The sequence below is a fragment of the Reyranella sp. genome (assembly GCF_965228225.1).
Lineage (GTDB): Bacteria > Pseudomonadota > Alphaproteobacteria > Reyranellales > Reyranellaceae > Reyranella.
This window is the reverse complement of the sequence record NZ_OZ245801.1, coordinates 1,314,535-1,337,968: the sequence shown is the minus strand read 5'-3', so window position 1 is coordinate 1,337,968 and position 23,434 is coordinate 1,314,535. Positions and strand designations below refer to the sequence as shown.

The following is a 23,434-nucleotide window of genomic DNA, read 5'->3' as shown; positions in this document are numbered from 1 at the left end:
GCGGATGCGCCTCAGGCCTCTGCTGGCCGGCCTCGCCGTCGCCGCCACGGCCCTGGTGGCGACGGCGCTGACGCTCGATCGTCTCTTCCCGCCCGACCTGTCGCGCTATCACGACCGGTCGACCGAGGTGGTCGACGGCAACGGTCGCCTGTTGCGCGCCTTCACGACGGCCGACGGCAAGTGGCGGCTCAAGACCGCGGTCGACGACGTCGATCCGCTCTATCTCGGGCTGCTCAAGGCCTACGAGGATCGCCGTTTCGACTCCCATTGGGGCGTCGATCCCCTCGCGACACTTCGAGCGGCCGGCCAGCTTGCCGAGCGCCGACGCATCGTGTCGGGTGCCTCGACCCTTTCGATGCAGGCCGCCCGCCTGCTCGACCCGCGCCCGCGCAGCTTCACGACCAAGGCCCTCCAGTCGGCCCGCGCGCTGCAGCTCGAATGGCGCTACTCCAAGCGCGAGGTGCTGGCGATCTACCTGACGCTGGCGCCGATGGGCGGCAACCTCGAAGGCGTGCGGGCCGCCTCCCTCGCCTACTTTGGCAAGGAACCGCGCCAGCTCAGCGCCGCCGAGGCCGCGCTCCTCGTCGCCATCCCTCAGTCCCCCGAGCGTCGTCGCCCCGACCGTGCCTCGTCGGTGGCGCAGAAGGCGCGTGACCGCGTGCTGGAACGCGGCGTCGAGCATGGCGTGATCGATGCGCCTCTCTTCGAGATGGCGCGCAGCCGCCTCGCGCCCGACCGCCGGCTCGCGATGCCGATGCAGGCGCCGCATCTCGCGACCTGGCTCGCAGGCCAGTCGCCCGGCACCACCGTGCCGACCACGGTACGCTACGAACTGCAGCAGTCTCTGGCCCAGCTGGTGCACGAGGAGCGACGCCCGCTCGGCGACGGCGCCGAGATCGCCATGGTCGTGCTCGACAACAGGACCGGCGGCGTCGTGGCCTGGCTGGGCGGCGACAATTTCTTCGGCCGCGCCGGTCAGGTCGACCTCGTGCGCGCCCGCCGCTCGCCGGGCTCGGCGCTGAAGCCCCTGATCTATGCCATGGCCTTCGACGACCGCACCCTCCATCCCGAGACCCTGGTCGAGGATGTGGCGGTGCGCTTCCGCGACTGGCTGCCGCGCAACTTCGACCGAGACCATCAGGGCGCGGTGACGGTGCGCCGCGCCCTGCAGCAATCCCTGAACGTGCCGGCCGTGCTGGCGCTGGAGAAGGTCGGCCCGCAGCGCTTCCTGTCCACCCTGCGCACCGCCGGCGCGGCGCCCGGCCTGCCGCCGGGCGACAACGGCAATTCGCTGGGTGTGGCGCTCGGAAGCGCCACGCTCTCGCCGCTCGAGATGGCGGGGCTCTATTCGGGCCTGGCCAATGGCGGCAGCTTCGCGCCGCCCCAGGTCCGCCGCGACCGGCCCAGGCCCCAGCCGCTCCGCCTCATCGGACCGACCGCCGCCTGGTACGTCTCGGACGTGCTGGCCGAAGCGCCGCTGCCGGAGGGCTTCGCCTCCCTGCCCGTGGCGCTTCGCGAGCGCCGCATCGCCTTCAAGACGGGTACATCCGCCGGCTATAGGGATGCCTGGGCCGCCGGCTACAGCGCCAACTGGACGGTCGTGGTGTGGGTCGGCCATGCCGACGGCACGCCGCGCCCGGGCCAGCTCGGCAGGCTCTCGGCGCTGCCCGTCCTGTTCAAGGCCTATGGCCGCCTGCCCGGCGAGGACAATCGCACGATCCGCCCGCCTGCCGACGCGATCAAGGTCGCGTCGCATCGCGAACTGCCGCCGCGCATGCGCACGCTCGCGCCCTACAGCGAGACCAGCGGCGGCCCGCGCATCGCCTATCCGCCGGCCGATGCCCGTATCGAGCTGGCCGCCCGCGAGGCCGTCCCCTTGAACGCCATGGGCGGCCAGGGCCGCCTGCGCTGGCTGGTCGACGGCCGCCCGCTGGAGGGCACGCAGTGGGTGCCTGACGGTGCGGGCACTGCCCGCCTCGCCGTGGTCGACGAAGCGGGTCGCTCCACCTCGGTCACCGTCCGGATCGTAGAGCGGCGCTAGAGCGTTTCCGGACGAGATAGAATCGAGCCGAGCATCTCAACACTGACCTCACCCTGAGGGGCGAACGCAGTGAGCGTCTCGAAGGGTGGGCACGCGCACCCCATCGGTTGCCCATCCTTCGAGACGCCGTGCTGTGCACGGCTCCTCAGGATGAGGTGGTGGGTGAATGTAAAACGGAAAGACTCTAGCGGTCGTCAGACCGCAAAGGCCAGCGCCACCCACCAGCGGCCACCGCCACGCAGGATTCAGGAGGTGCGACTCCGGCTTCGATTGTTTCGTTTATTCGCCAGGATTCCGACTTTTCAACGACCTGCTAAGCCACCTTCGCCTTGAGCGCCTGCGCCACCTTGGAGGCGGGTTCGCGGCCCAGGGCCGTGCAGATCTCGCGGCCGGCTTTGGCGATGGCCTCGAGGTCGACGCCGTGGTCGATGCCGAGCCCGTTCAGCAGATAGATCACGTCCTCGGTGCCGACATTGCCCGAGGCGCCCTTGGCATAGGGGCAGCCGCCGAGACCGGCGACGGCGGTGTCGAACACGGCGATGCCGCGCTCCATGACCGCCAGGATGTTGGCCAGCGATTGGCCGTAGGTGTCGTGAAAATGCGCCGCGATCTTTTCGCGCGGCATCTTCTCGGCCACGGCATCGATCATGCCAACGCACTCGCCGGGCGTGCCGACGCCGATCGTGTCGCCGAGCGAGACCTCGTAGCAGCCCATCCGGAACAGCCGGTCCGACACCTCTGCGACCTTCGCGGGCGAGACCTTGCCGTCATAGGGGCAGGCGATCACGGTCGAGACGTAGCCGCGCACCTTCATGCCGTGCTTCTGCGCCGCTTCCATCACCGGCGCGAACCGCTCGAAGCTCTCGTCGATCGAGCAGTTGGTGTTCTTGCGGCAGAAGGCTTCGGACGCCGCGGTGAAGATCGCGATCTCGCCGACCCCGGCCTCGACCGCGCCGTTCATGCCCTGCTTGTTGGGCACCAGCACCGGGTAGCTCACGCCCTGCTTGCGCTGGATGCGCGCCATCACCTGATCGGTGTTGGCCATCTGCGGCACCCACTTGGGCGACACGAAACTGCCGGCCTCGACCGCCGAGTGGCCGGCCGCCGACAGCGCGTCGATCAGCGCCACCTTGGCCTCGACCGACACCGGCTTCGCCTCGTTCTGCAGACCGTCTCGCGGGCCCACTTCGACGAGCCGCACGCGCTTGGGATGATTCATCGTTGCCTCCCGATCCTGGCGCCACATACTGCACCAGTGGGACGCTCGCCAGACAGGATTTTCGCCCCTACGGCGTCTGCGAAATATGCGCGGTCCGATCGTGTCCGGGATGGCTGAACATGATCTCAAGCGTCCGCAGGTAGGTGTGCAGCCCGGCATCCTGGATCGGCAGGACGTGGGCATCCTCTCCCGATTCGTTGTGATGCGAATGCCAGTAGCCGGGCGGCGTGATGAAGCTCGCGCCGGGGGCCCAGTCCTCGCGCCGACCGTTCGTGATCATCCCGGACTCGTCGAGTTCCGTGCCGATCATCGTGTAGCAGCCGGGCTTGCAGTCGATGACGAAGTCCAACGCCACCGATTCATGACGATGCGGATACTGGACCGCATCCTTCGGCAGGAGCCCGAACATCGTCCACATCGTGTGGGTGATGGTGCGGGTGCTGGGGAAATTCCGGTTGGCGAGCAGGACGCTGACGCGGTTGGCGTTCGCGGTCCTGGGATCGCTGGCGATCTCGGCCAGCTTCTGCTGGGCCTTGCCGTGTTGATAGAAGGTCGGCTTGAAGCGCGCGACCGTCGGCGCAGCGCCGAGATAGCGCAGCAGCGGCGCGTCATGCACCCAGTAGAGCCCCGCCTCGCCGTCCGAGTGATGCAGGGCGTGGCCGTGCGCCGGCAGCACCATGTAATCGCCCTGCGACCAGTGGATCGTCTCGCCGCACGCGTCCGTCCGCCCGTTGCCGCGGAACACGAAGAAGACCTGGCTGGTCGCCTCGGCCGAGGTCATGACCGATCCGCGGACGATGCGGATGAAGTTGGCGCAAAGCGCCGGGCTGGTCGCGGGACCGACGATCCCCAGTCCTTCGCTGACATCGAGCGGCTGCACGCGCGTCGGCCCCTCGTCGAAGAAGGCCGGCGAGAAGGTCCGGTACGGTACCGGCGGGATGATGCCCTGCTGGATCGGGTTCGCGGCCGAGCTGTAGTCGAAATACTGCGCGTCGCTCGTCAGCAGGTCGTCATTGGGGAAACTCTCGATACCAGCCACACGAATCTCCTCGTCCGGGATCACGGAGGACACTGTCCGCACAACGAGAGCAATTTGTAGACTACCGAAATCCCGAGTCCACGAAGGAAATGGCGAAGAAGCCCGAGGAAGTCGGCCGAAAGAAATATTATTGCGTCGGCGCCCGGTGAGGCACCTGATCCCGGGGGTGCGACTCCCGCTTCGATTGTTTCGTTTATTTCGTTTGTTTCGATTATCCGCCTGGACTCCGGCGTTTCGGCGGCCTTCTAGACCACGGTCTCCTTCAGCTTTCCCGCCCGGCCGAGCACGAAGGCCACGGCGGCGAGCGCCAGCACGGTGAAGGCGATCAGCAGGGTCGCAACGGCCGTGATGGTCGGATTCACCTCGAGGACCAGCTCGTTGAACATCTTCTTGGGCACGGTCTCGTACTTGCCGGCGATGAACGAGGTGACGATCACCTCGTCGAAGCTGCCGATGAAGGCGAAGATCCAGGCGGCGAATACGCTGGGCGCCAGGTTGGGCAGCACCACTTTGCGCATCGTGTAGCCCCACGAGGCGCCGAGGCTCCAGGCGACCTGCTCGATCCGCTGGTCGAATTCGCGGATCGCCACGCCCAACACCATCATCACCAGCGGCACGTTCAGCAGCGTGTGCGCGACCACGAGCCCGACCAGCGAGCCCAGCAGCCCGACCTTGGCCAGCCCGAGATAGAGGGCAATCGCCACGATGATCGTCGGCACGATCAGCGGCGCCATGAAGTTGCCTTCGGCCCAGTCGCGCCCCTTGAAGGTGCCGCGCCGCAGCCCGTAGGCCGCGAGGCCTCCCAGCAGCAGCGCCGCCACCGAGGAGATGGCGGCCACGAAGGTCGAGGTCCACATCGCCTCCATCCAGCGCGGATCGCCGAAGAAGGTCTCGTACCAGCGCAGCGACAGGCTGGGCGGCGGAAAGGTCAGCGCCCGCGCCGAGGAGAAGGACATCGGGATCACGATGACCAGCGGCACGGTAAGAAAGACCAGGCCGAAGATGCCCATGGCCGCCAGCCCGCGTCGCGTCCAGACCGAGCCGCCGATCGCTTCCCGGCTCATGCCCCCTCCTTCATGCCGACGCCTTGCGGTCGAGCCGGCGATAGGCCGCGAAGATCACGAGGGTCACGATCAGCAGGATCGTGGAGATCGCCGAGGCCTGTTCCCAGCGCGGGATCTGGTTGATCAGCGTGTCGAGCAGGTTGGAGATCATCGGCACGCGGCCGCCCCCCAGGATGGCCGGCGTCACGTAGAAGCCGAGACAGAGAATGAAGACCAGCAGCGCGCCCGCGGCCAGCGCCGGCAGGGTGAGCGGAAAGTAGACCTTCCAGAAGATGGTGCGCGGCGGCGCGCCCAGCGAGGCGGCGGCCTGCAGCAGCCGGTCGTCGATGCGGATCATGGCGGCGAACAGCGGCAGCACGAGGAACGGCAGCAGCACGTTGGCCATGCCGATGGTCACGCCCAGCTCGTTGTAGAGGAAGGAGACCGGCGCATCGGTGAGGCCGCTCCACTGCAGGGCGCGGTTCACGATACCGCCATTGCCCAGCACGACGATCCACGCATAGGTGCGGACGAGGATCGAAACCCAGAAGGGCAGCACCACCAGTGCCAGCGCGATCATGCGGCCCCGGCTGCCGAGCCCGCGCATCCAGTGCGCCAGCGGATAGCCGATGAGGATGTTGGCGACCGTGGCAATCAACGCGATGCGCATCGTGTTGCCCAGCACGCGCAGATAGACCGGCGCTTCGAGCAGGCCTTCGTAATGTTCGAGCGTGAAGCCCCGCCCCTTCTCCCAGAAGGCGAGGCCCAGCATGTAGACGATGGGCGCGTTGAAGGCGACGACCATCAGCACCAGCAGCGGCGCGATGAAGGAGAAGCCGGTCGAGCGAATCATCCCCTTCCTCCCCATTCGCATGGGGAGGTGGCGCGGTAATCCGCGACGGAGGGGTCAGAAGCGGCATCACAGACGCTCATGACCCCTCCGTCGGTGTAAAACGCCGACACCTCCCCATTTGAATGGGGAGGGTCGCAAATCAACGACGCCGTCGGCATCACAGGCTGAGCTTGAAGGCTTCCCACTTCTTGTTCACCGCCTCGCCATTGGCCGCCCACCACTCGGCGTTCTGGAACCACTGGACCGACTTGTTCTGCTTGCTCGACGGGAAGTCGGACAGCTTGTCCTTGGGCAGCAACGCGTCGAGTTCGGGACTCGGACCGGTATAGGAGATCACCGTCGCCGCCTTGGCCTGGTTGGCGGGCAGCGACATCTCGTACATCAGCTTGTAGGCCGCGGCACGATCCTCGGGCTTCGACCCCTTGACGATGGAGAAGTAGGCCAGGTCGGCCATGCCGCCCGCGAAGTTGTAGCCGAAGGCCGGATCGCCGACGACGCGGCCCGACCAGCAGATCACGTACTGGACCTCGTTGTCCTTCATGAGCTGCGGCGGCTGCGCGCCCGCCTTCCACCACACGGCGATATCCTTCTTGATCTCGTTCAGCTTCTTGAAGCCGGTCTCGACATCGAGCGGGAACAGCTTGTCGGCCGGCACGCCCGTCGCCATGACGGCGAACGGCAGGCTGTAGTGCGGGAAGTCGGGCAGGCAGCGCTTGCCCGGAAACGCCTTGGTGTCGAAGAACTCCGCCCAGTTCTTGGGAGCCTTGGCACCGGCCCGCCATGCCATGATGGTCGAGAAGTACTGGTAGCCGAAGCCGTACTCGTTCTTGGCCTCCGGAAACATCGCCGCCGGATTGACGGCGGCCCAGTCGATCGGCTCGATCAGCTTCAGGTTCTTGGCCTGCACCAGCGTGCCCGAGCCCAGCTCCATCAGGACCGTGCTGGTCTGGCCGCTCTCGACCAGCGCGCGCAGCTTGCCCAGCGAGTTCGGGCTCTCACGAATCACCTTGATGCCGGTCTTCTTGGTGAAGGGCTCGATGTATCCCACCTCGATCGACTCGCCGGACTTGCCGCCCGACTCGATCATGCGGATTTCCTTGACCTGTGCCCGCGCACTCCCCGCTCCCAGGAGGCTCGCGGCCGGCAGGGCGGCGGCGGCACCGACGAACGTACGTCTCTTCATCTCGATCCCCTTTATGTTACCGGCCACACATCGGCCGACTCCCACGAAACGCTGACACGCTCCCCCGGCGCGTGCGCCGTGCCCAGAAACGGCACGGCCACCACGACCGATCGATTGTCGTCGAGAGCCAGGTGGTAGCGCACCATCTGCCCGAGATAGATTGCCTCGATGACCCGCGCTGCCTTGCCCTGCCCTTCACCGGCCAGCCGAACCCGCTCGGGTCGCACAACGCCCTGGCGGCCGTCGGGCAGGTCGACGAAGTTCGCGATGCCCAGGAACTCGGCGACGAAGCGGTTCGCCGGCCTGAGATAGGCTTCCGTCGGCGCCGCGACCTGTTGTGTGCGCCCCTTGTCGAGCACCATGATCCGGTCGGAGAGCGACAGCGCCTCTTCCTGGTCGTGCGTCACCAGGAGCGTCGTGACCCCGAGCGTGCGCTGCAGCTGCTTCAGCTCGACCTGCAGCTCCTCGCGCAGCTTGCGGTCGAGCGCGCCCAAGGGCTCGTCGAGCAGCAGGATGTCGGGCTTGAAGACCACGGCGCGGGCCAGCGCCACGCGTTGCTGCTGGCCACCCGAGAGCTGCGACGGACGGCGCGCCTCCAGGCCGTCGAGTCGGACCAGCTTCAGCGCATCGCGCGCAAGCTTGTCGGCCTCGGTGCCGCCGATCTGGCGGACCCCCAACGGGAACAGGACGTTCTCCAGCACGGTCATGTGCGGGAACAGCGCGTAGGACTGAAAGACCAGCCCGATATTGCGCTCCTGGGCCGTCGCGCTGGTGACGTCGCGGCCGCCGATGAAGATGCGCCCCGAGGTCGGCCGGTTGAGCCCGGCGATCAGCGACAGAAGAGTCGTCTTGCCCGAGCCGCTCGGCCCCAGGATGGTGACGAACTCGCCCTGCGTCACCGAAAGGTCGACCGCGTCGGCCGCGGCGAACGTGCCGTAGCGCTTGGTCACCGCTTCGAGACGGATATCCGACATCTAGGCGCGCGCCAGCTTGGCCATGGCGCGATCGGCAGCGGCGAGCGTTTCCTCGATCACCGGCTTGTCGTGCGCCGTGGAGAGGAACCACTTGCCGGCCTGCTGGGCACGGACGCCCTCTTCCTGCAGGGCCGCATGGAAGGCCAGCATGGCATCGCGGTCGCAGGCCGCCGAGTCGCGGTAGTTCCGCGGCGCCGGAGCCGTGGTGAAGAAGGTCTGGAAGATCGCCGGCATGCCCTGAACCCGGATCGGCAGCTTGTACTTGGCGGCCAGCGACGCGAGGCCCTGCATCAGCTCGGTGCCGCGCGCTTCGAGATCGCGATAGACCCCACCGCCGTCCGCTTCGAGGATATCCAGTGCCGCCAGAGACGCCGCCATGCTCTGGACGTTACCGTTATAGGTGCCGCCGTGCATCACGCCCTTGTCTGCCAGCGTATCCATGATGTCGCGCCGGCCGGCGACCATGGCGAGCGGGAACCCGGCCGCCACCGCCTTTGCATAGATGCTGAGATCGGCCTTCACGCCGAACTTGGCCTGCGCACCGCCCAGGCCGACCCGGAAGCCGGTGATGACCTCGTCGCAGATGAACAGGGCGCCGTGCTTGTCACAGAGCGCGCGGACGCCTTCGAGATAGCCGGGCGCCGGCGGGATCGCCCCGCCGTTCACCATGATCGGCTCCATGATCACCCCGGCGATCTCGCCGCGATGACGTTCCAGCGTCTGCTCCAGCAGGTCGAGATCGTTCCAGGTGCAGACGGCGACGTCGCCCAGCACGCTGGCCGGCATGCCCGGCGAACCGGCGACCGGCACCGGCGCGTCGGCGGGCCCCGCCTCGTTCAGCGGCGGCCGGGCGCTGATATAGGCCTGATCGCTCCAGCCGTGATAATGGCCCTCGAATTTCAGGATCTTGGTCCGGCCGGTGAAGGCGCGCGCCAGGCGGAAGGCCATCAGCACGGCTTCCGTGCCCGACGTGGTGAAGCGCACGACCTCGGCGCTGGGCAGCAGGCCGCACAGCCGCTCCGCCAGCTCGGTCTCGCGCGGGTTCTGCGCGGCAAAGAGCTGGCCCTCGCCCAGGGAGGCGGCCACGGCCTCGATCACCTTCTTCGGCGCGTGCCCCAGAATGGCAGGCCCGTTGCCCAGCACGTAGTCGATGTGAACGTTTCCATCGACGTCGTAGAGCCGGGCGCCTTCGCCGCGCGCGAAGAACAGCGGCACCGGAACGCTGGCGTAGCGCACGTTGCTGCTGACGCCGCCGGCCAGGTGCTTTCGGGTCTTCTCATAGAGTGCGATCGATTTCGCGTAGGAGCGCATGTTCCTCACCCAGCAAGAACGATGCCCACGACAGATGTGCGCGGCAAAATAATGTGATCACAAATCGAACCGAGCCTAGCGGCCGCTTTCCAGCCCAGCAATGCATTTTTGTGATCACAAATTCCGTGCGGCTGGTCTATGCTCCCCAACCGATGGCCCGCACCGCGCCCTCTCCGGACGCTGCCGACACCTCGCTCCGCCAGCAGGTGTACGTCTCCCTGCGCGAGGCATTGACCATGGGCCGCTTCGCGCCGGGCCAGAAGGTCACCTTCCGTTACGTTGCCGGCGTTCTGGGCGTCAGCCTGACGCCGGTGCGCGAGGCCCTGCGCCGACTGGTCGCCGAAGGCGCGTTCGAGATGAACCCCAACCGGTCGGTCCGCGTCCCGCTGATGACCCGCGACAAGGTCCTCGAACTGCGCGACATCCGGATGGAGCTGGAAGGTCTCGCCGCGGCCAAGGCGGCCCTCGCGGCGACGCGCCCCCAGATTGCCGAGATCCGCCGCGCCGCGCGTGAGATCCTGGTTGCCCGGACGCGCGGCGACAGCGCGACCGATCGCCAGAAGGTGCGCGAGTTCCATTTCGCCGTCTATGCGGCGGCCGCGCAGCCGACCCTGCTGCGCCTGATCGAAGGCCTGTGGCTGCAGACCGGCCCCTACATGAACCTCCTCTATCCCGACTTCATCTCTTCGTCGCGTGGACCGGCCGGACGCCAGCGTCTCATCGCGGCGTTGGAGGCCGGCGATGCCGCGGCGGCCCGCCGCGAGATGGAGAACGATATCCGCCGCGCCCTTTCCTATGTGGCGGGCCTTGCCGACGAGAACGGCAACATCGCGCCGGCGATCCCGGCGGTCACCCGGAAGCGACGCCGTCCATCGGCAAGCGCCGCCGTCTTCGAACTTCAAGTCAACTGATCAGGAGGACATCATGGCCCAGCAGCTCAGCAATCAACGCATCGCCTGGTTCAACGGCAAATTCGTGCCCGAGAATCAGGTCATGATCCCGTTCCGCGACCGCAGCTGGAAATACGGCGACGGCGCCTTCGACATGACCCGCACCTTCAACGGCGTGCCGTTCCGGCTGAAGGAGCATATCGAGCGCTTCTACCGCTCGCTGCGCTACCTGCAGATCGATCCCGGCCTGTCGCCGAAGGAGATGATCGCGCACAGCGAGGAAGTCGTCGCCCGCAACGAGCATCTGCGCGCCGAGGTCGGCGACTGGTGGCTGGGCCAGCGGGTGAGCCGCGGCGTCGACGCCGTGGGCGACGAGGGCTGGGAAAATGTCGGCCCGCAGGTCGTGATCGAGATGACCCCCCTGCCGCTTTCCAAGCGCGGCAAGCTCTATCGCGAGGGCGCCGAGGCGATGACCACGACGGCACGCCGCATCGCGCCGTCGATGCTCTCGCCCCGCGCCAAGACGCACAACTATCTCAACATGATCATGGCCGAGAAGCCGATCAAGGCGCTCAATCCCGACGCCTGGCCGATCCTGCTCGATGAGAACGGCAACCTCGCCGAGGGCCTGGGCAGCAACATCTTCATCGTGCGCGAGGGCCAGCTCTACACGCCGTCGGAGCGCTATGTGCTGCCGGGCGTCAGCCGCCAGATGACCATGGACATGGCCAAGCAGATCGGCGTCGAGTGCACGCCGGGCGACATCGACCTGTTCGATGCCGCCAATGCCGAGGAGATGTTCCTCACCTCGACCAGCCTGTGCATCCTGCCGGTGAAGAGCTTCAACGGCGCGCCGGTCGGCGACGGCAAGGCGCCGGGCCCGATCACGAAGAAGCTGATCGACGCCTACTCCAAGAGCGTCGGCTGCGATTTCGTGGCCCAGTACCTCAAGTTCTCGCAGTAGCGAGACAGCACTCTACCCAGTGCATGGAGAGGGGGAGACTTCCCCCTCTGCCGGGCGTAGACTCTTTCCTTGTGGTGGATCGCGCTTCGTCGTGATCACGACGGACCGCGACCTTCGGACTTTCGTTCGCAAGGAGGCAGTCATGGCGACCCAGAACCACATCCGCAATCCCCTCGAATGGGGATGGGACCAACTCAAGCAGACAAGCCAGGCCGTCGGGTCGACGGCCGATTCGATGGACGGAGCCTGGGAGGACCGCGCGACCGCGCCGCCCACGGTCCGTCGCATCACCGCCGCCGATGTCGGCGACGCGCTGGCCAAGGGGGTCCGCGATTTCGGCGCCGCCCGCACCGATGTCGTGATGCTCTGCCTGCTCTATCCCCTCGCCGGCCTCGCGATCTCCCGCATGGCCTTCGACTACGGCATGCTGGCGCTGGTCTTCCCGCTGATCGCGGGCTTTGCCCTGATCGCGCCGATGTTCGGGCTCGGCCTCTACGAGATCAGCCGCCGCCGGGAGCAAGGGCTGGAAACGCGCTGGACCGATGCTTTCGCCGTCGCGCGCTCGCCCAATATCGGTTCGATCATCGTCATGGGCCTGCTGCTGCTGGCGATCTTCTGCCTGTGGCTGTTCGCGGCAAACCTGCTCTACACCGTCACCCTCGGGCCGGACGCCCCCGTCTCGGCCCAGGCCTTCGTGCGCGATGCGCTGACCACGCCGCAGGGATTGACGATGACGATCGTGGGCATCGGCGTGGGCTTCCTGTTCGCGCTCGTCGTCCTGGTGATCGGCGTCGTGTCGCTTCCGATGCTGCTCGATCGCCCTGTCGGTGTCGGCACCGCCATCGCCACTTCGGTCCGCGCGGTGCGGATGAACCCCGGGCCGATGGCGATGTGGGGCGTGATCGTGGCGGCGAGCCTGGCGATCGGCGCGCTGCCTCTCCTGATCGGACTCGCCATCGTGCTGCCGGTACTGGGCCACGCCACGTGGCACCTCTATAGAAAGGTCGTCGTGACCTAAGAAGACCAAGAGGGGGAGAATGCTCGACTGGACGGTGAAACAGCCGGCCGACGGCATGGTCGTCGCGCCGGACGAGCGGCTGCCGTGGCCGCAGACCGTGGCGCTGGGCATCCAGCATGTGGTGGCGATGTTCGGGGCCACCGTGCTGGGCCCCCTGCTGATGGGCTTCGATCCCAACGTCGCCATCCTGATGAGCGGCGTCGGCACGCTGATCTTCTTCGTGGCCGTGGGCGGCAAGGTCCCGAGTTACGTCGGTTCCTCCTTCGCCTTCATCTCCGTGGTCGTGGCGGCGACCGGATACGCCGGCCAGGGCGCCAACGCCAACATCGCGCTGGCCCTTGGCGGCATCGTGATCTGCGGTGCCCTCTATGCGTTGATCGGGCTGGTCGTGATGGCGAGCGGGACCGGCTGGATCGAACGGCTGATGCCGCCTGTGGTGACCGGCGCCGTGGTTGCCGTCATCGGCCTCAACCTGGCCGCCGTGCCGGTCAAGAACATGGCAGCGACCTCGTTCGACGCCTGGATGCAGGCCGTGACCTTCATCAGCATCGCGCTGGTCGCGGTCTTCACGCGCGGCATGACCCGGCGCCTGCTGGTACTGGTCGGGCTGGTCGTGGCCACCCTCGTCTATGCCCTGCTGGCCAACGGGCTCGGCTGGGGCAAGCCGGTGAGCGGCGCCCTGCTCGAGCAAGCCGCCTGGTTCGGCATGCCTGCCTTTACCGCGCCGGTCTTCGACACCAGGGCGATCGTGCTGATCGCGCCCGTCGCCCTGATCCTGGTCGCCGAGAATCTCGGCCATCTGCGCGCCGTGAGCGCCATGACGGGCCGCAACATGGATCCCTATGTCGGCCGCGCCTTCATGGGCGACGGCATCGCGACCATGGTGGCGGGCGGTGTCGGCGGCACCGGCGTCACGACCTATGCCGAGAATATCGGCGTGATGGCCGCGACGCGCATCTACTCGACCGCCCTTTTCGTGGTCGCCGGCCTGTTCGCGATCCTGCTGGGCTTCTCGCCCAAGTTCGGGGCATTGATCCACTCCATCCCGCTGCCGGTGATGGGCGGCGTCAGCATCGTCGTGTTCGGTCTGATCGCCGTCGCCGGCGCCAAGATCTGGGTCGACAACAAGGTCGACTTCACCGCAAGCCGCAACCTCATGGTGGCCGGCATCACCCTCGTGCTGGGCACCGGCGACTTCACCCTGAAGTTCGGCGAATTCGCCCTGGGCGGAATCGGCACGGCGACCTTCGGAGCGGTCCTTCTCAACGCGATACTCGATCGCGAGAACCGACGGTAATCCAGGAAGCGCAACACGGCATCTTGTGGCTGGTCGCGAGCGCGTATGCCAAAACGGTAGCGCTTTCACGGCCGCGCCGGTTTGTCCCCGGAGCGCAACAATCGAGGATATGAGCGATGGCGACGCAGTGGGGAGAGGGCTATGTCACGGACCTGGAGTACACGGCAGGCTACTATCGCGAACTGAACCCGTCGCTCCTCAGGTTCGCCTGCCTCCATGCCGGTATCGAGCCGCCGCCTGCCGGGCCGCTGAACTACCTGGAGCTGGGTTTCGGACAGGGGCTCAGCCTCAACATCCATGCCGCCGCCTGCCCCGGGACCTATTGGGGAACGGACTTCAACCCGGCCCATACCGCCCGTGCCGCGCAGTTCACCGATCCGCAGGACGCCAGCATCCGCCTGCTCAACGATTCTTTTTCGGAGCTGCAGGCGCGATCCGACCTGCCGGATTTCGACGTCATAGCGCTGCACGGCGTCTGGTCGTGGATCTCCGACGCCAACCGCCGCGCCATCGTCGATATCGCCCGCCGCAAACTGAAGGTCGGTGGCATCCTCTCCGTTTCCTACAACTGCGACCCGGGCTGGGCCGCCCTGCAACCGCTCCGGCACCTGATCTATCTTCATACGCAGATGGGCACGGCGCCGGCGGGCGGCCTGGCCGCCAGCGTCGACCAGGCTCTCGCCTTCTCCAGCAAGCTCGAAAAGGCCGGCGCCCTCTATTTCCGGAACAATCCGCAGGTCGGTCCCTTCCTTCAGGCCATCTCGGCGATGGACCGCAAATACCTGGTCCACGAGTATCTCGGCGAGGACTGGCAGCCGATGGCGTTTTCCCAGGTCGTCGAGTGGTTCGCACCGGCGCGTGTCGAGTTCGCGGCATCCGCAAACCTGCTGGACCAGGTGGAGAACCTCATGCTCAATCCGGCCGGCCGCCAGCTGGTCGCCGAGACCGGCAATCGGGTGCTGCGCGAGACGATGCGCGACTATCTCGTGCATCAGCGCTTTCGCCGCGACATCTTCGTGAAGGGCCTGAGGCCGCTGTCGGCGGTTGACCGCCTCGAACAGCTCGACCGTCAGCTGATCGTCCTGAAGAGCCTGCCGTCCCAGGTCCCCTCCAAGATCGCCGGCCCGTTCTTCGAGGCCAGTCTTCAGGCCGATGTTTACGGGCTATTGGTCGAAGCGCTGGCTTCAGACGGTCATGCGCCCAAGACCATTGCCGACCTGCGTGCACGGGGAGCGGCGCGGAACGTCAGCGCCTCCCACGTCGTCGAAGGGGTCGCCATGCTGGTCGGCATGGGTCACGCCGTCGCCGCAGAGCCCGCCACCGCGGAAAGCCGCCGCCGCTGTGCTGCCCTCAACCGGGCGCTGTGTGAACGGGCGCGCCGCGGTGACGAGTTTCCCTGCCTGGCGTCGCCCGTCGCCGGCACCGGCATCGAGGTTAGCCGCCTGCAGCAGTGCTTCCTGCTGTCGCTCGCCAACGGCGCTACCGACGCCGTCGCGGTCGCCCGCGATGTCTGGGCCATGCTGTCGGCGCTGGGCCAGAGCGTTGTCAAGGATGGCAAGGGACTCGAAGGTGCGGAGGCCAATCTCGCCGAACTCGAGAAACAGGTGGCCGCGTTCCAGTCGGAGCGGCTGCCGTTGCTGCAATCGCTGGGCGTGTCCCTGGCCTGACGCCTCTTGTGAAGGCGTCGGCCATGGCGCTCACGTGGTTTGCGTCGCCCTCATGCAAGGGCGGCGCCGCGTCCCCTACCGACGTATGGCCGTAAGGGCCGAGGCAAACCCTTTCATGTTGATCGTGAAGGTGACCGTTCGTCCGTCGGCGGTCTGCAGGACGGCCTCGCCCTGAACCAGAGCCGAGGCCTCCTTGGCGAAGGCATCGTCGATGGGCAGCGTGGCGGTGCAGAAGGTGGAATCGCAGGTGGCGATGGGCACCTTGCGAGACTTGTCGGCAAACTTCAGCTCGAGGCCAGGGGGAATCGTGAGGCCGGTCACGAAGCGCCACACGTTCACCGGAGCGCCGTCCTTGTTGAGGCCGAGGAACCAGACGAACACGGGCTGGCGCTGATTGTTGGCTTCCTGGGCGATCACCAGTTCAGCCGAGCAGACCCGCTTTTCCTTCGGATCCGCGCCATCACGGCACGTCACCGTCCAGTTGTCGTAGGTCAGGATCTCGGTGCGCGACTGCGGGGCGGGAAGATTGGGCGCCGCGGGAGGCTTCTGGGCCTGGGCGGCGCCGCTCGACACCATCATTCCCAAGACGGTGCATAAGGCCGAGTAGCGGATAGCCTGCATCAATCCAAAGGTCACTGTCGGCACGCCCCCGCGAATTCCAAAGGTCGTCATTTGCACAATCGGGCGAGGAAGCATCTAGCATTCAGCATTCCTGGCGTCCAACTCGCCCCTGCGAGCCAGGCCAAGCGCCCTAAACCGATCGCGTCTTCGCCCCGAACATCAGCCCGATCAACCGGTGATTGCTGTCGGCAGCACCACCGGCCCGGGCGATCTCGATCTTCCGCCCGCTCAGAACTGCTTGCGGAGTCCGATGTTGAAGCTGGCCCCCGAGAACTGGCCACCGAAACGATAGTCGCCGCGGACGAAGCCAAGGAAGTCCTGCTCGGTCAGCTTGAAGTTCAGGCCCGCGGCAACCTGCCCGAAAGTGCCGACCTGATCGGACAAGGTCTGGAAGGTATAAGCGGAGCCCCCGTTGTTTACGGTCGCGGTCGCCTGCACGGGACCCGCGAATTCGTTCCACACCGCGGCCTGGAGGAAGGGTCCCAGCTGTATGGTCGGAGTCGCCTCGAACGTGGCGCCGACACTGGCGCCCGCCCTTCCCAGCAGCGAGGTGATCGGCTGGAAGCCGATTGACCCGGACGTGCCCGCCAAGGCGGGATTGAAGGCCACGCTGTCGAAATTGTAGGTGCCCCAGGTGAATCCCAGCAGGGGCTCCACGTAGTAGCGTTCGGCGAAATCGAACCGGTTCACGAGTTTGGCGTTGACGGTGACGCCGCGGCCGTTGAGCGGCGTGTTGGGCGCCAGGAGGTAGCCGCCTGCGGCGCCCCCCGCCAGATCGCCACTGAAGGACCGCACGGTGCCGCTGTACTGATCGTAGCGGACGTCCACTGCGGCCGAGAACGAGCCCTTGGACAGGTTGGCGTAGGCTGCCACGTAGGGCACCTCCACCGAGATCCCGGTGTTGGTGCTGCTCGTGGCGCCACCGGGCAGCGGTGTCGTGAAGTTCGAATTGGTGTTCAGGTTCGCATAGCCTCCGAACACGCCGACGACGACGTTCCACTGGCTCTCCGAGATGTTGAACATCCCGAAGTCTGCGCCCACCTGGACGCCACTGAACGCGGTCGTGCCCTGGCTGTTGCCCGAGGCCGGCGAACCCAGCCCGTAAGTCGTGCTCCCCAGGTTGGTGTTGGTGCTGCCGTACATGATACGCACCCACGGGCCGCCATTGATCTGATCGCGCTGCGGGTTGTTCGGCCTCGAGACGATCGGCGACTCGCCCTGGAAGAAGCCGGCGTTCAGCGACGTCAGCATGCTCGACAGGCCGCCAGCGACGCCGGCGATCGGGCCGCTGTTGAAGACCGACTGGAGGGTGGCGTTCTGTCCGCTGCCGCTCTGGACCAGGTAGTTGTTGATGAGGCCCGAGGACAGCGAGGACACGATACCCGTATTGGTGACGGAGAGAGTTCCGCCGCCGTTGAGGGCCAGCACCGTCTGCGGCGCGGAGTAGACCGGGAGGGCACCCCCCGGGCTGACGTTCGTGAAGATCATGGTCTGCGCGCCGCTCGACACGCCGTTGACGGTCAGGCGGCTGGTGCCGTTGGTGTCCACGGAGGTGTTGATGATGCCGGTCCCGCCCAGGCCGCCGGTAATGGTCATCCTATGGGCGGAAGCAGGCGTTACGGTGGTGTTGGAAGAAATGGTGCCACTGTTGATGAACGACGCAACATTGAAGGTGTTGTTGTTGCCCGTATAGGTCAGCACACCGTTGTTGGTCAGGGTGTTCACCCCCGTGACCGTTCCGTTGAAGTTGTTGAACGTGCCACCGGCGTTGTTGACGATGTTCCCGCCCAGCGCGTTCCACGTGCCCGTATTGTTGATCGTGCCCGAGTTGCTGTCGACGGCGCCGTTCCAGGTCCCGGCATTCGCGATCAGGCTGGCGTTTGTAATGACCTTGCCGTTCCAGGTGCCGCCGAGGTTGTTGGCGATTGTACCCGTATTGGTGGCGACGTCGCCGTTATAGACGCCGGCGTTCGACACGCTGCCGGCGTTGTTCAGCGCATCGAACACCGTGCCGAAGTTGGTCAGGGTGCCGCCGGCCAGATTGTTGATACCGCCCGCCAGGGAGTCGAGGGTGCCGCCCACTCCGACGTTGATGCTCGCGCTGTTGGTCAAGCCGGCGCCGCCGATCTTGAACGTGCCCCCCGCCACATCGACCGTGCCGCCGCTGACGGTCGCGCCGTTGAGTGCCGAGAAGGTTCCCGCCGTGACCTTCGTGCTGCCGCCGGTCTGGACGAAGTCAGCCGTGGTCAGCGTGCCGCTGGTCGTCAGCGTGCCACCCTCAAGCTTGGTCTGCCCGGCGACCGTCGTCGTCCCGGCATTGGTCGTGCTTCCGCCCGTCTGCGTGAACGCCGTCGCCTTCAGGGTACCGGCCGCGCCGACGGTGATCGCCGCGCCAGTGTTGATCAGGCCAACACCGTTCATCTCAGCGGTGCCGCCCTTCACATCGAACGTGCCGCCGATGAGAAGCCCGCCAAGGCTGCTGGTGAACGTGCCGCCGGTCACCGTCGTGCCGCCCCCGCCCTGCTGAAAGCCGGCGGTCGTCAGCGTGCCGCTGCTCGTCAGCGTGCCACCCAGCAACGTCGTCGCGCCCCCGATCGACATCGTCCCGGCATTGTCGGTGCTGCCGGTCGTCTGAGCGAATTCCGTCGCCTTCAGGGTACCGGCCGCGCCGACGGTGATCGCCGCGCCAGTGTTGATCAGGCCCACACCGTTCGCCGAGGCGGTCCCGCCCTTCACGTCATAGGTGCCCCCAAGGAGGGCCGCACCACTGGCCGCCGTGAACGTACCGCCCGTCACCGTCGTGCTGCCGCCGGTCTGCAGGAAAGTATCGGTGGTCAGCGTGCCGCTGGTCGTGAGCGTGCCGCCCGCGACCGTCGTCAGGCCCGCGATCGCCATCGTTCCCGCATTGTCGGTGCTGCCCCCCGTCTGAGCGAATTCCGTCGCCTTCAGGGTACCGGCCGCGCCGACGGTGATCGCCGCGCCAGTGTTGATCAGGCCCACACCGTTCGCCGAGGCGGTCCCGCCCTTCACGTCGAAGGTGCCCCCAAGGAGGGCCGCACCACTGGCCGCCGTGAACGTACCGCCCGTCACCGTCGTGCTGCCGCCGGTCTGCAGGAAAGTATCGGTGGTCAGCGTGCCGCTGCTCGTCAGCGTGCCGCCCGCCACCGTCGTCAGGCCCGCGATCGCCATCGTTCCCGCGTTGTCGGTGCTGCCCCCCGTCTGCGTGAACAGCGTGCCCTTCAGAGTGCCGGCCGCGCCGACCGTGACCGTCGCGCCGGTGTTCACCAGGCCGGCACCGTTCATCTCGGCGGTGCCGCCCTTCACGTCGAACGTACCGCCGGTGAGAAGCCCGCCAAGGCTGCTGGTGAACGTGCCGCCGGTTACCGACGTGCTGCCCGAGGTCTGCAGGAAGCCCGCCGTCGTCAGCGTGCCGCTGCTCGTCAGCGTGCCACCCGCCACCGTGGTCAGGCCGCCGATCGACATCGTTCCGGCATTGTCGGTGCTGCCGCCCGTCTGCGTGAACAGCGTGCCCTTCAGGGTGCCCGCAGCGCCGACCGTGACCGTCGCGCCGGTGTTCACGAGGCCGAGACCGTTCATCTCCACGGTGCCGCCCTTGACGTCGAACGTGCCGCTGGCGAGTTCGCCGCCGATGCTGCTGGTGAATGTGCCGCCGGTTACCGACGTGCCGCCCGAGGTCTGCAGGAAGCCCGCCGTCGTCAGCGTGCCGCTGCTCGTCAGCGTGCCACCCGCCACCGTCGTCAGGCCGCCGATCGACATCGTTCCGGCATTGTCGGTGCTGCCGCCCGTCTGCGTGAACAGCGTGCCCTTCAGGGTGCCGGCAGCGCCGACCGTGACCGTCGCGCCGGTGTTCACGAGGCCGAGACCGTTCATCTCCACGGTGCCGCCCTTGACGTCGAACGTGCCGCTGGCGAGTTCGCCGCCGATGCTGCTGGTGAACGTGCCGCCGGTCACCGTCGTGCCGCCGCCGGTCTGCAGGAAGCCGCCCGTCGTCAGCGTGCCGCTGCTCTTCAGGGTGCCACCCGCCACCGTCGTCAGGCCCGATACCGCCATCGTTCCGGCATTGTCGGTGCTGCCGCCCGTCTGCGTGAACAGCGTGCCCTTCAGGGTGCCGGCCGCGCCCACCGTCACGGTCGCGCCGGTGTTCACCAGGCCGAGGCCGTTCATCTCCGCCGTGCCGCCCTTGACGTCGAACGTGCCGCTGGCGAGTTCGCCGCCGATGCTGCTGGTGAACGTGCCGCCGGTCACCGTCGTGCCGCCCGCGGTTTGCAGGAAGCCGCCCGTCGTCAGCGTGCCGCTGCTCGTCAGCGTGCCGCCCGCCACCGTCGTCAGGCCCGATACCGCCATCGTTCCGGCATTGTCGGTGCTGCCGCCCGTCTGCGTGAACAGCGTGCCCTTCAGGGTGCCGGCCGCGCCGACCGTGACCGTCGCGCCGGTGTTCACGAGGCCGAGACCGTTCATCTCCACGGTGCCGCCCTTGACGTCGAACGTGCCGCTGGCGAGTTCGCCGCCGATGCTGCTGGTGAACGTGCCGCCGGTCACCGTCGTGCCGCCCGCGGTTTGTAGGAAGCCGCCCGTCGTCAGCGTGCCGCTGCTCGTCAGCGTGCCGCCCGCAACCGTGGTCAGGCCGCCGATCGACATCGTTCCGGCATTGTCGGTGTGCCGCCCGTCTGCGTGAACAGCGTGCCCTTCAGGGTGCCCGCCGCGCCCACCGTCACCGTCGCACCGGTGTTGACCAGGCCGAGACCGTTCATCTCGGCGGTGCCGCCCTTGACGTCGAACGTACCGGCAGCGAGTTCGCCGCCGATGCTGCTGGTGAACGTGCCGCCGGTCACCGTCGTGCCGCCCGAGGTCTGGAGGAAGCCGGTGGTCGTCAGCGTGCCGCTGCTCGTCAGCGTGCCGCCCGCAACCGTGGTCAGGCCGCCGATCGACATCGTTCCGGCATTGTCGGTGCTGCCGCCCGTCTGCGTGAACAGCGTCCCCTTCAGGGTGCCGGCCGCGCCCACGTTCACCGTCGCACCGGTGTTGACCAGGCCGAGGCCGTTCATCTCGGCGGTGCCGCCCTTGACGTCGAACGTGCCGCCGGTGAGCCCGCCGCCGAGGGTGGCCGTAAACGTCCCGCCGGTTACCGTCGTGCTGCCGCCGGTCTGCGCGAAGGCGGTGGCCGTTACCGTCCCGCTGCTCGTCAGGCTGCCAGCAGCCTGCGTGAGCAGCAGCGCCGTCACGGTGCCGCCGTCCCCGATGTTGACCGTGGCCCCCAGGTTGCTCAGTCCCGCCACGCCATTCGCCGCCACGGTGCCGCCCGTCACGTCGAAGGTGCCGCTCGTCAGGGTTGCCGCCGTATTCGTCGTGAACGTCCCGCCGGTCACCTTCGTAGTGCCCGCGACCTGGGCAAAGACGTCGGCCGTCACCGTCCCGCTGCTCGTCAGGCTGCCGGCCACCTGCGTGAGCAATGGCGTCGTCAGGGTGCCGCCGGCCCCGATGTCGACCGTGGCCCCCAGGTTGCTGAGGCCCGCCACGCCATTCGCCGCCACGGTGCCGCCCGTCAGGTCGAACGTGCCGCTCGTCAGGGTTGCCGCCGTATTCGTCGTGAACGTCCCGCCGGTCACCTTCGTAGCGCCTGCGACCTGGGCAAAGACGTCGGCCGTCACCGTCCCGCTGCTCGTCAGGCTGCCGCCCGTCTGCGTGAGAAGGGCCGTGGTCACGGTGCCGCCGCTCCCCACAGTAACGGTCGCGCCGAGGTTGCTCAGTCCCGCCACGCCGTTGGCCGCCACAGTGCCGCCCGTGACGTCGAACGTGCCGCCCGTGAGAGCCGTCGCGGTGCTCGTCGTGAACGTACCCCCCGACACCGTCGTGCTGCCGCCGGTCTGGGAGAAGGTGGTCGCCGTCAGGCTTCCGCTCGAGACTTTGAGGTCTGCGCCAAGATTGCTGAGCCCCACCAGGCCGTTCGCTGCGACAGTGCCGCCCTTTACGTCGAACGTGCCGCCCGTGAGGGCCGTCGCGGTGGTCGTCGTGAACGTACCCCCCGACACCGTCGTGCTGCCGCCGGTCTGGGAGAAGGTGGTCGCCGTCAGGCCGCCGCCCGAAACGGTGAGATCGGCGCCCGTATTGCTGAGACCCAACAGCCCGTTCGCCGCGACAGCGCCGCCCTTCACGTCGAACGTACCGCCGGACAAGGTCGCGCCGTTGGACGTCGTGAACGTGCCCCCGGTCACCGTCGTGCTGCCGTCGCTCTGGGTAAACAGGCCGCTGACGCCCAGCGTGCCGCTGCTCGTCAGGGCGCCGCCGGAGACCGTGCCAATGCCCGACACCGTCAAGGTGCCGGCATTGTCGGTGGTGCCGCCGGACTGGGTGAAAAGCGTCGCCTTCAGAGTGCCGCCCGCGGCCACGGCGAGGTCTCCGCCGCTGTTGGTCAGCCCCAGGCCGTTCGCCGTGACGGTGCCGCCATTCACGTCGAACGTGCCGCCGGACAAGGTCGAGCCGAGGGTGGTCGTGAACGTCCCCGTCGTCGTGACCGCGCCACCCGACTGGTTGAACGAGTTGCTGATCTTGACCGTGCCGGTATTGTTTATCGTGCCGCCCGTCTGCTTGAACGAACCGGTGACGTCGACCGTACCACTATTGTCCAGAATGCCCGCACCGCTCAGCGTATAGGCAGTGCCGAGCGAGGAGAGAGCGTTGCCGACCGAAAGAGTCTTCCCGTTGGTGGAGAGCGTATTGCCGGTCTGCGAAAGAGTGCTGGCGGAGCTGTTGGCCGAGAGAATCGTGTTGCGGGTCGACGGTCCGATCGTCGCCGCCTTGCCGCCAATAATCGCGTTGCTGGGGACGCCGTTGCTCCAGTTGGAGCCAGTCGACCAATCGGTGCTGCCCGGATCCGGCTTCCAAGCGCTCTGCGCACTCGCCAGCTGGGGGATCATGACGGCCGTGAGCGCGGAACCGACCAACAATGCGGCGCGGTAACCACCAGACAGAACCGCCCGCGGCGCAGACTTCGTCATCGTTTTCTCACTCCCCAACACGTCCGGCATCAGAACCGCTACACGCTGTCGGTTCGCGCGGCACTCAAACGTTCAGAATTTGGAGCACTCAACCCCAAAGCACAATGCGCTGTCAAGATTCAATCGAGGGTAGTTTCACGCTCGACGGACGGTATTGGGGAAGTGATGTTCGGGTCGATCCTGCCGGACACGGCGGCGAGAGACGCACGATGCTTGATGAACAAAGTCATCGGCGATGAGTAATTCGCACAGGGTTGGAACGTCAGCAAGGCGGCGACTGAATTATTTCGAGCCTACT

At 67.2% G+C, this 23,434-nt stretch carries 16 protein-coding genes; 6 read left to right on the top strand and 10 right to left on the bottom strand.

The genetic code is table 11. From position 1 onward, the window contains the following. Nucleotides 1-4: 4 nt before the first annotated feature. Nucleotides 5-2,041 (top strand): penicillin-binding protein 1C, encoded by a 2,037-nt coding sequence (gene pbpC / locus ACO07K_RS06450; protein WP_422035078.1) that lies wholly within the window; start codon nt 5-7, stop codon nt 2,039-2,041. A gap of 313 nt (nt 2,042-2,354) precedes the next feature. Here the strand turns inward: pbpC and ACO07K_RS06445 are convergent, their stop codons facing one another. The 7 genes from ACO07K_RS06445 to ACO07K_RS06415 form a co-directional block, all read right to left on the bottom strand. Continuing rightward, nucleotides 2,355-3,260 carry a hydroxymethylglutaryl-CoA lyase gene (locus ACO07K_RS06445; RefSeq protein ID WP_422035077.1) on the bottom strand — a complete coding sequence of 302 codons (906 nt, stop codon included), beginning with the start codon at nt 3,258-3,260 and terminating at the stop codon, nt 2,355-2,357. A gap of 67 nt (nt 3,261-3,327) precedes the next feature. Further along, a complete protein-coding gene (locus ACO07K_RS06440; protein WP_422035076.1) occupies nt 3,328-4,299 on the bottom strand; it encodes a hypothetical protein in 972 nt (323 codons plus the stop codon). Nucleotides 4,300-4,544: 245 nt separating this feature from the next. Then, nucleotides 4,545-5,363: an ABC transporter permease gene (locus tag ACO07K_RS06435; protein WP_422035075.1), complete on the bottom strand. Its 819-nt coding sequence runs from the start codon at nt 5,361-5,363 to the stop codon at nt 4,545-4,547. A gap of 10 nt (nt 5,364-5,373) precedes the next feature. Beyond that, the gene (locus ACO07K_RS06430; protein ID WP_422035074.1) at nt 5,374-6,195 is read right to left on the bottom strand and encodes an ABC transporter permease; all 822 of its coding nucleotides are present in this window, start codon (nt 6,193-6,195) and stop codon (nt 5,374-5,376) included. Between the two features lie 157 nt (nt 6,196-6,352). Beyond that, nucleotides 6,353-7,378 (bottom strand): extracellular solute-binding protein, encoded by a 1,026-nt coding sequence (locus ACO07K_RS06425; RefSeq protein WP_422035073.1) that lies wholly within the window; start codon nt 7,376-7,378, stop codon nt 6,353-6,355. Between the two features lie 11 nt (nt 7,379-7,389). Then, nucleotides 7,390-8,352 (bottom strand): ABC transporter ATP-binding protein, encoded by a 963-nt coding sequence (locus ACO07K_RS06420; RefSeq protein ID WP_422035072.1) that lies wholly within the window; start codon nt 8,350-8,352, stop codon nt 7,390-7,392. Continuing rightward, nucleotides 8,353-9,663: an aspartate aminotransferase family protein gene (locus ACO07K_RS06415; RefSeq protein ID WP_422035071.1), complete on the bottom strand. Its 1,311-nt coding sequence runs from the start codon at nt 9,661-9,663 to the stop codon at nt 8,353-8,355. A gap of 110 nt (nt 9,664-9,773) precedes the next feature. Here ACO07K_RS06415 and ACO07K_RS06410 point away from each other — a divergent pair, with 110 nt between their 5' ends. The 5 genes from ACO07K_RS06410 (at nt 9,774) to ACO07K_RS06390 (ending at nt 15,499) form a co-directional block, all read left to right on the top strand. After that, complete coding sequence (locus ACO07K_RS06410; RefSeq protein WP_422035070.1) at nt 9,774-10,574, top strand: GntR family transcriptional regulator; 801 nt, start codon at nt 9,774-9,776, stop codon at nt 10,572-10,574. Between the two features lie 13 nt (nt 10,575-10,587). Continuing rightward, nucleotides 10,588-11,517 carry an aminotransferase class IV gene (locus ACO07K_RS06405; RefSeq protein ID WP_422035069.1) on the top strand — a complete coding sequence of 310 codons (930 nt, stop codon included), beginning with the start codon at nt 10,588-10,590 and terminating at the stop codon, nt 11,515-11,517. A gap of 142 nt (nt 11,518-11,659) precedes the next feature. Then, the gene (locus ACO07K_RS06400; protein ID WP_422035068.1) at nt 11,660-12,535 is read left to right on the top strand and encodes a DUF2189 domain-containing protein; all 876 of its coding nucleotides are present in this window, start codon (nt 11,660-11,662) and stop codon (nt 12,533-12,535) included. A 19-nt stretch (nt 12,536-12,554) separates the two neighbouring features. Next, nucleotides 12,555-13,832 carry a solute carrier family 23 protein gene (locus tag ACO07K_RS06395; protein WP_422035067.1) on the top strand — a complete coding sequence of 426 codons (1,278 nt, stop codon included), beginning with the start codon at nt 12,555-12,557 and terminating at the stop codon, nt 13,830-13,832. 116 nt (nt 13,833-13,948) lie between these two features. Then, entirely contained in the window at nt 13,949-15,499 is a 1,551-nt protein-coding gene (locus ACO07K_RS06390) for a class I SAM-dependent methyltransferase (RefSeq protein WP_422035066.1), read from the top strand. Between the two features lie 75 nt (nt 15,500-15,574). Here ACO07K_RS06390 and ACO07K_RS06385 read toward each other — a convergent pair whose 3' ends face one another. The 3 genes from ACO07K_RS06385 to ACO07K_RS06375 all read right to left on the bottom strand — a co-directional run bounded on the left by ACO07K_RS06385 (nt 15,575) and on the right by ACO07K_RS06375 (nt 23,136). Further along, the gene (locus ACO07K_RS06385) at nt 15,575-16,144 is read right to left on the bottom strand and encodes an invasion associated locus B family protein (protein WP_422035065.1); all 570 of its coding nucleotides are present in this window, start codon (nt 16,142-16,144) and stop codon (nt 15,575-15,577) included. Nucleotides 16,145-16,348: 204 nt separating this feature from the next. Beyond that, on the bottom strand, nt 16,349-20,779 hold the full coding sequence (locus ACO07K_RS06380) for a beta strand repeat-containing protein (RefSeq protein ID WP_422035064.1): 4,431 nt from the start codon (nt 20,777-20,779) through the stop codon (nt 16,349-16,351). Further along, entirely contained in the window at nt 20,761-23,136 is a 2,376-nt protein-coding gene (locus ACO07K_RS06375; RefSeq protein ID WP_422035063.1) for a beta strand repeat-containing protein, read from the bottom strand. Before ACO07K_RS06375 ends, ACO07K_RS06380 begins: the two co-directional genes overlap by 19 nt. Nucleotides 23,137-23,434: the final 298 nt, after the last annotated feature.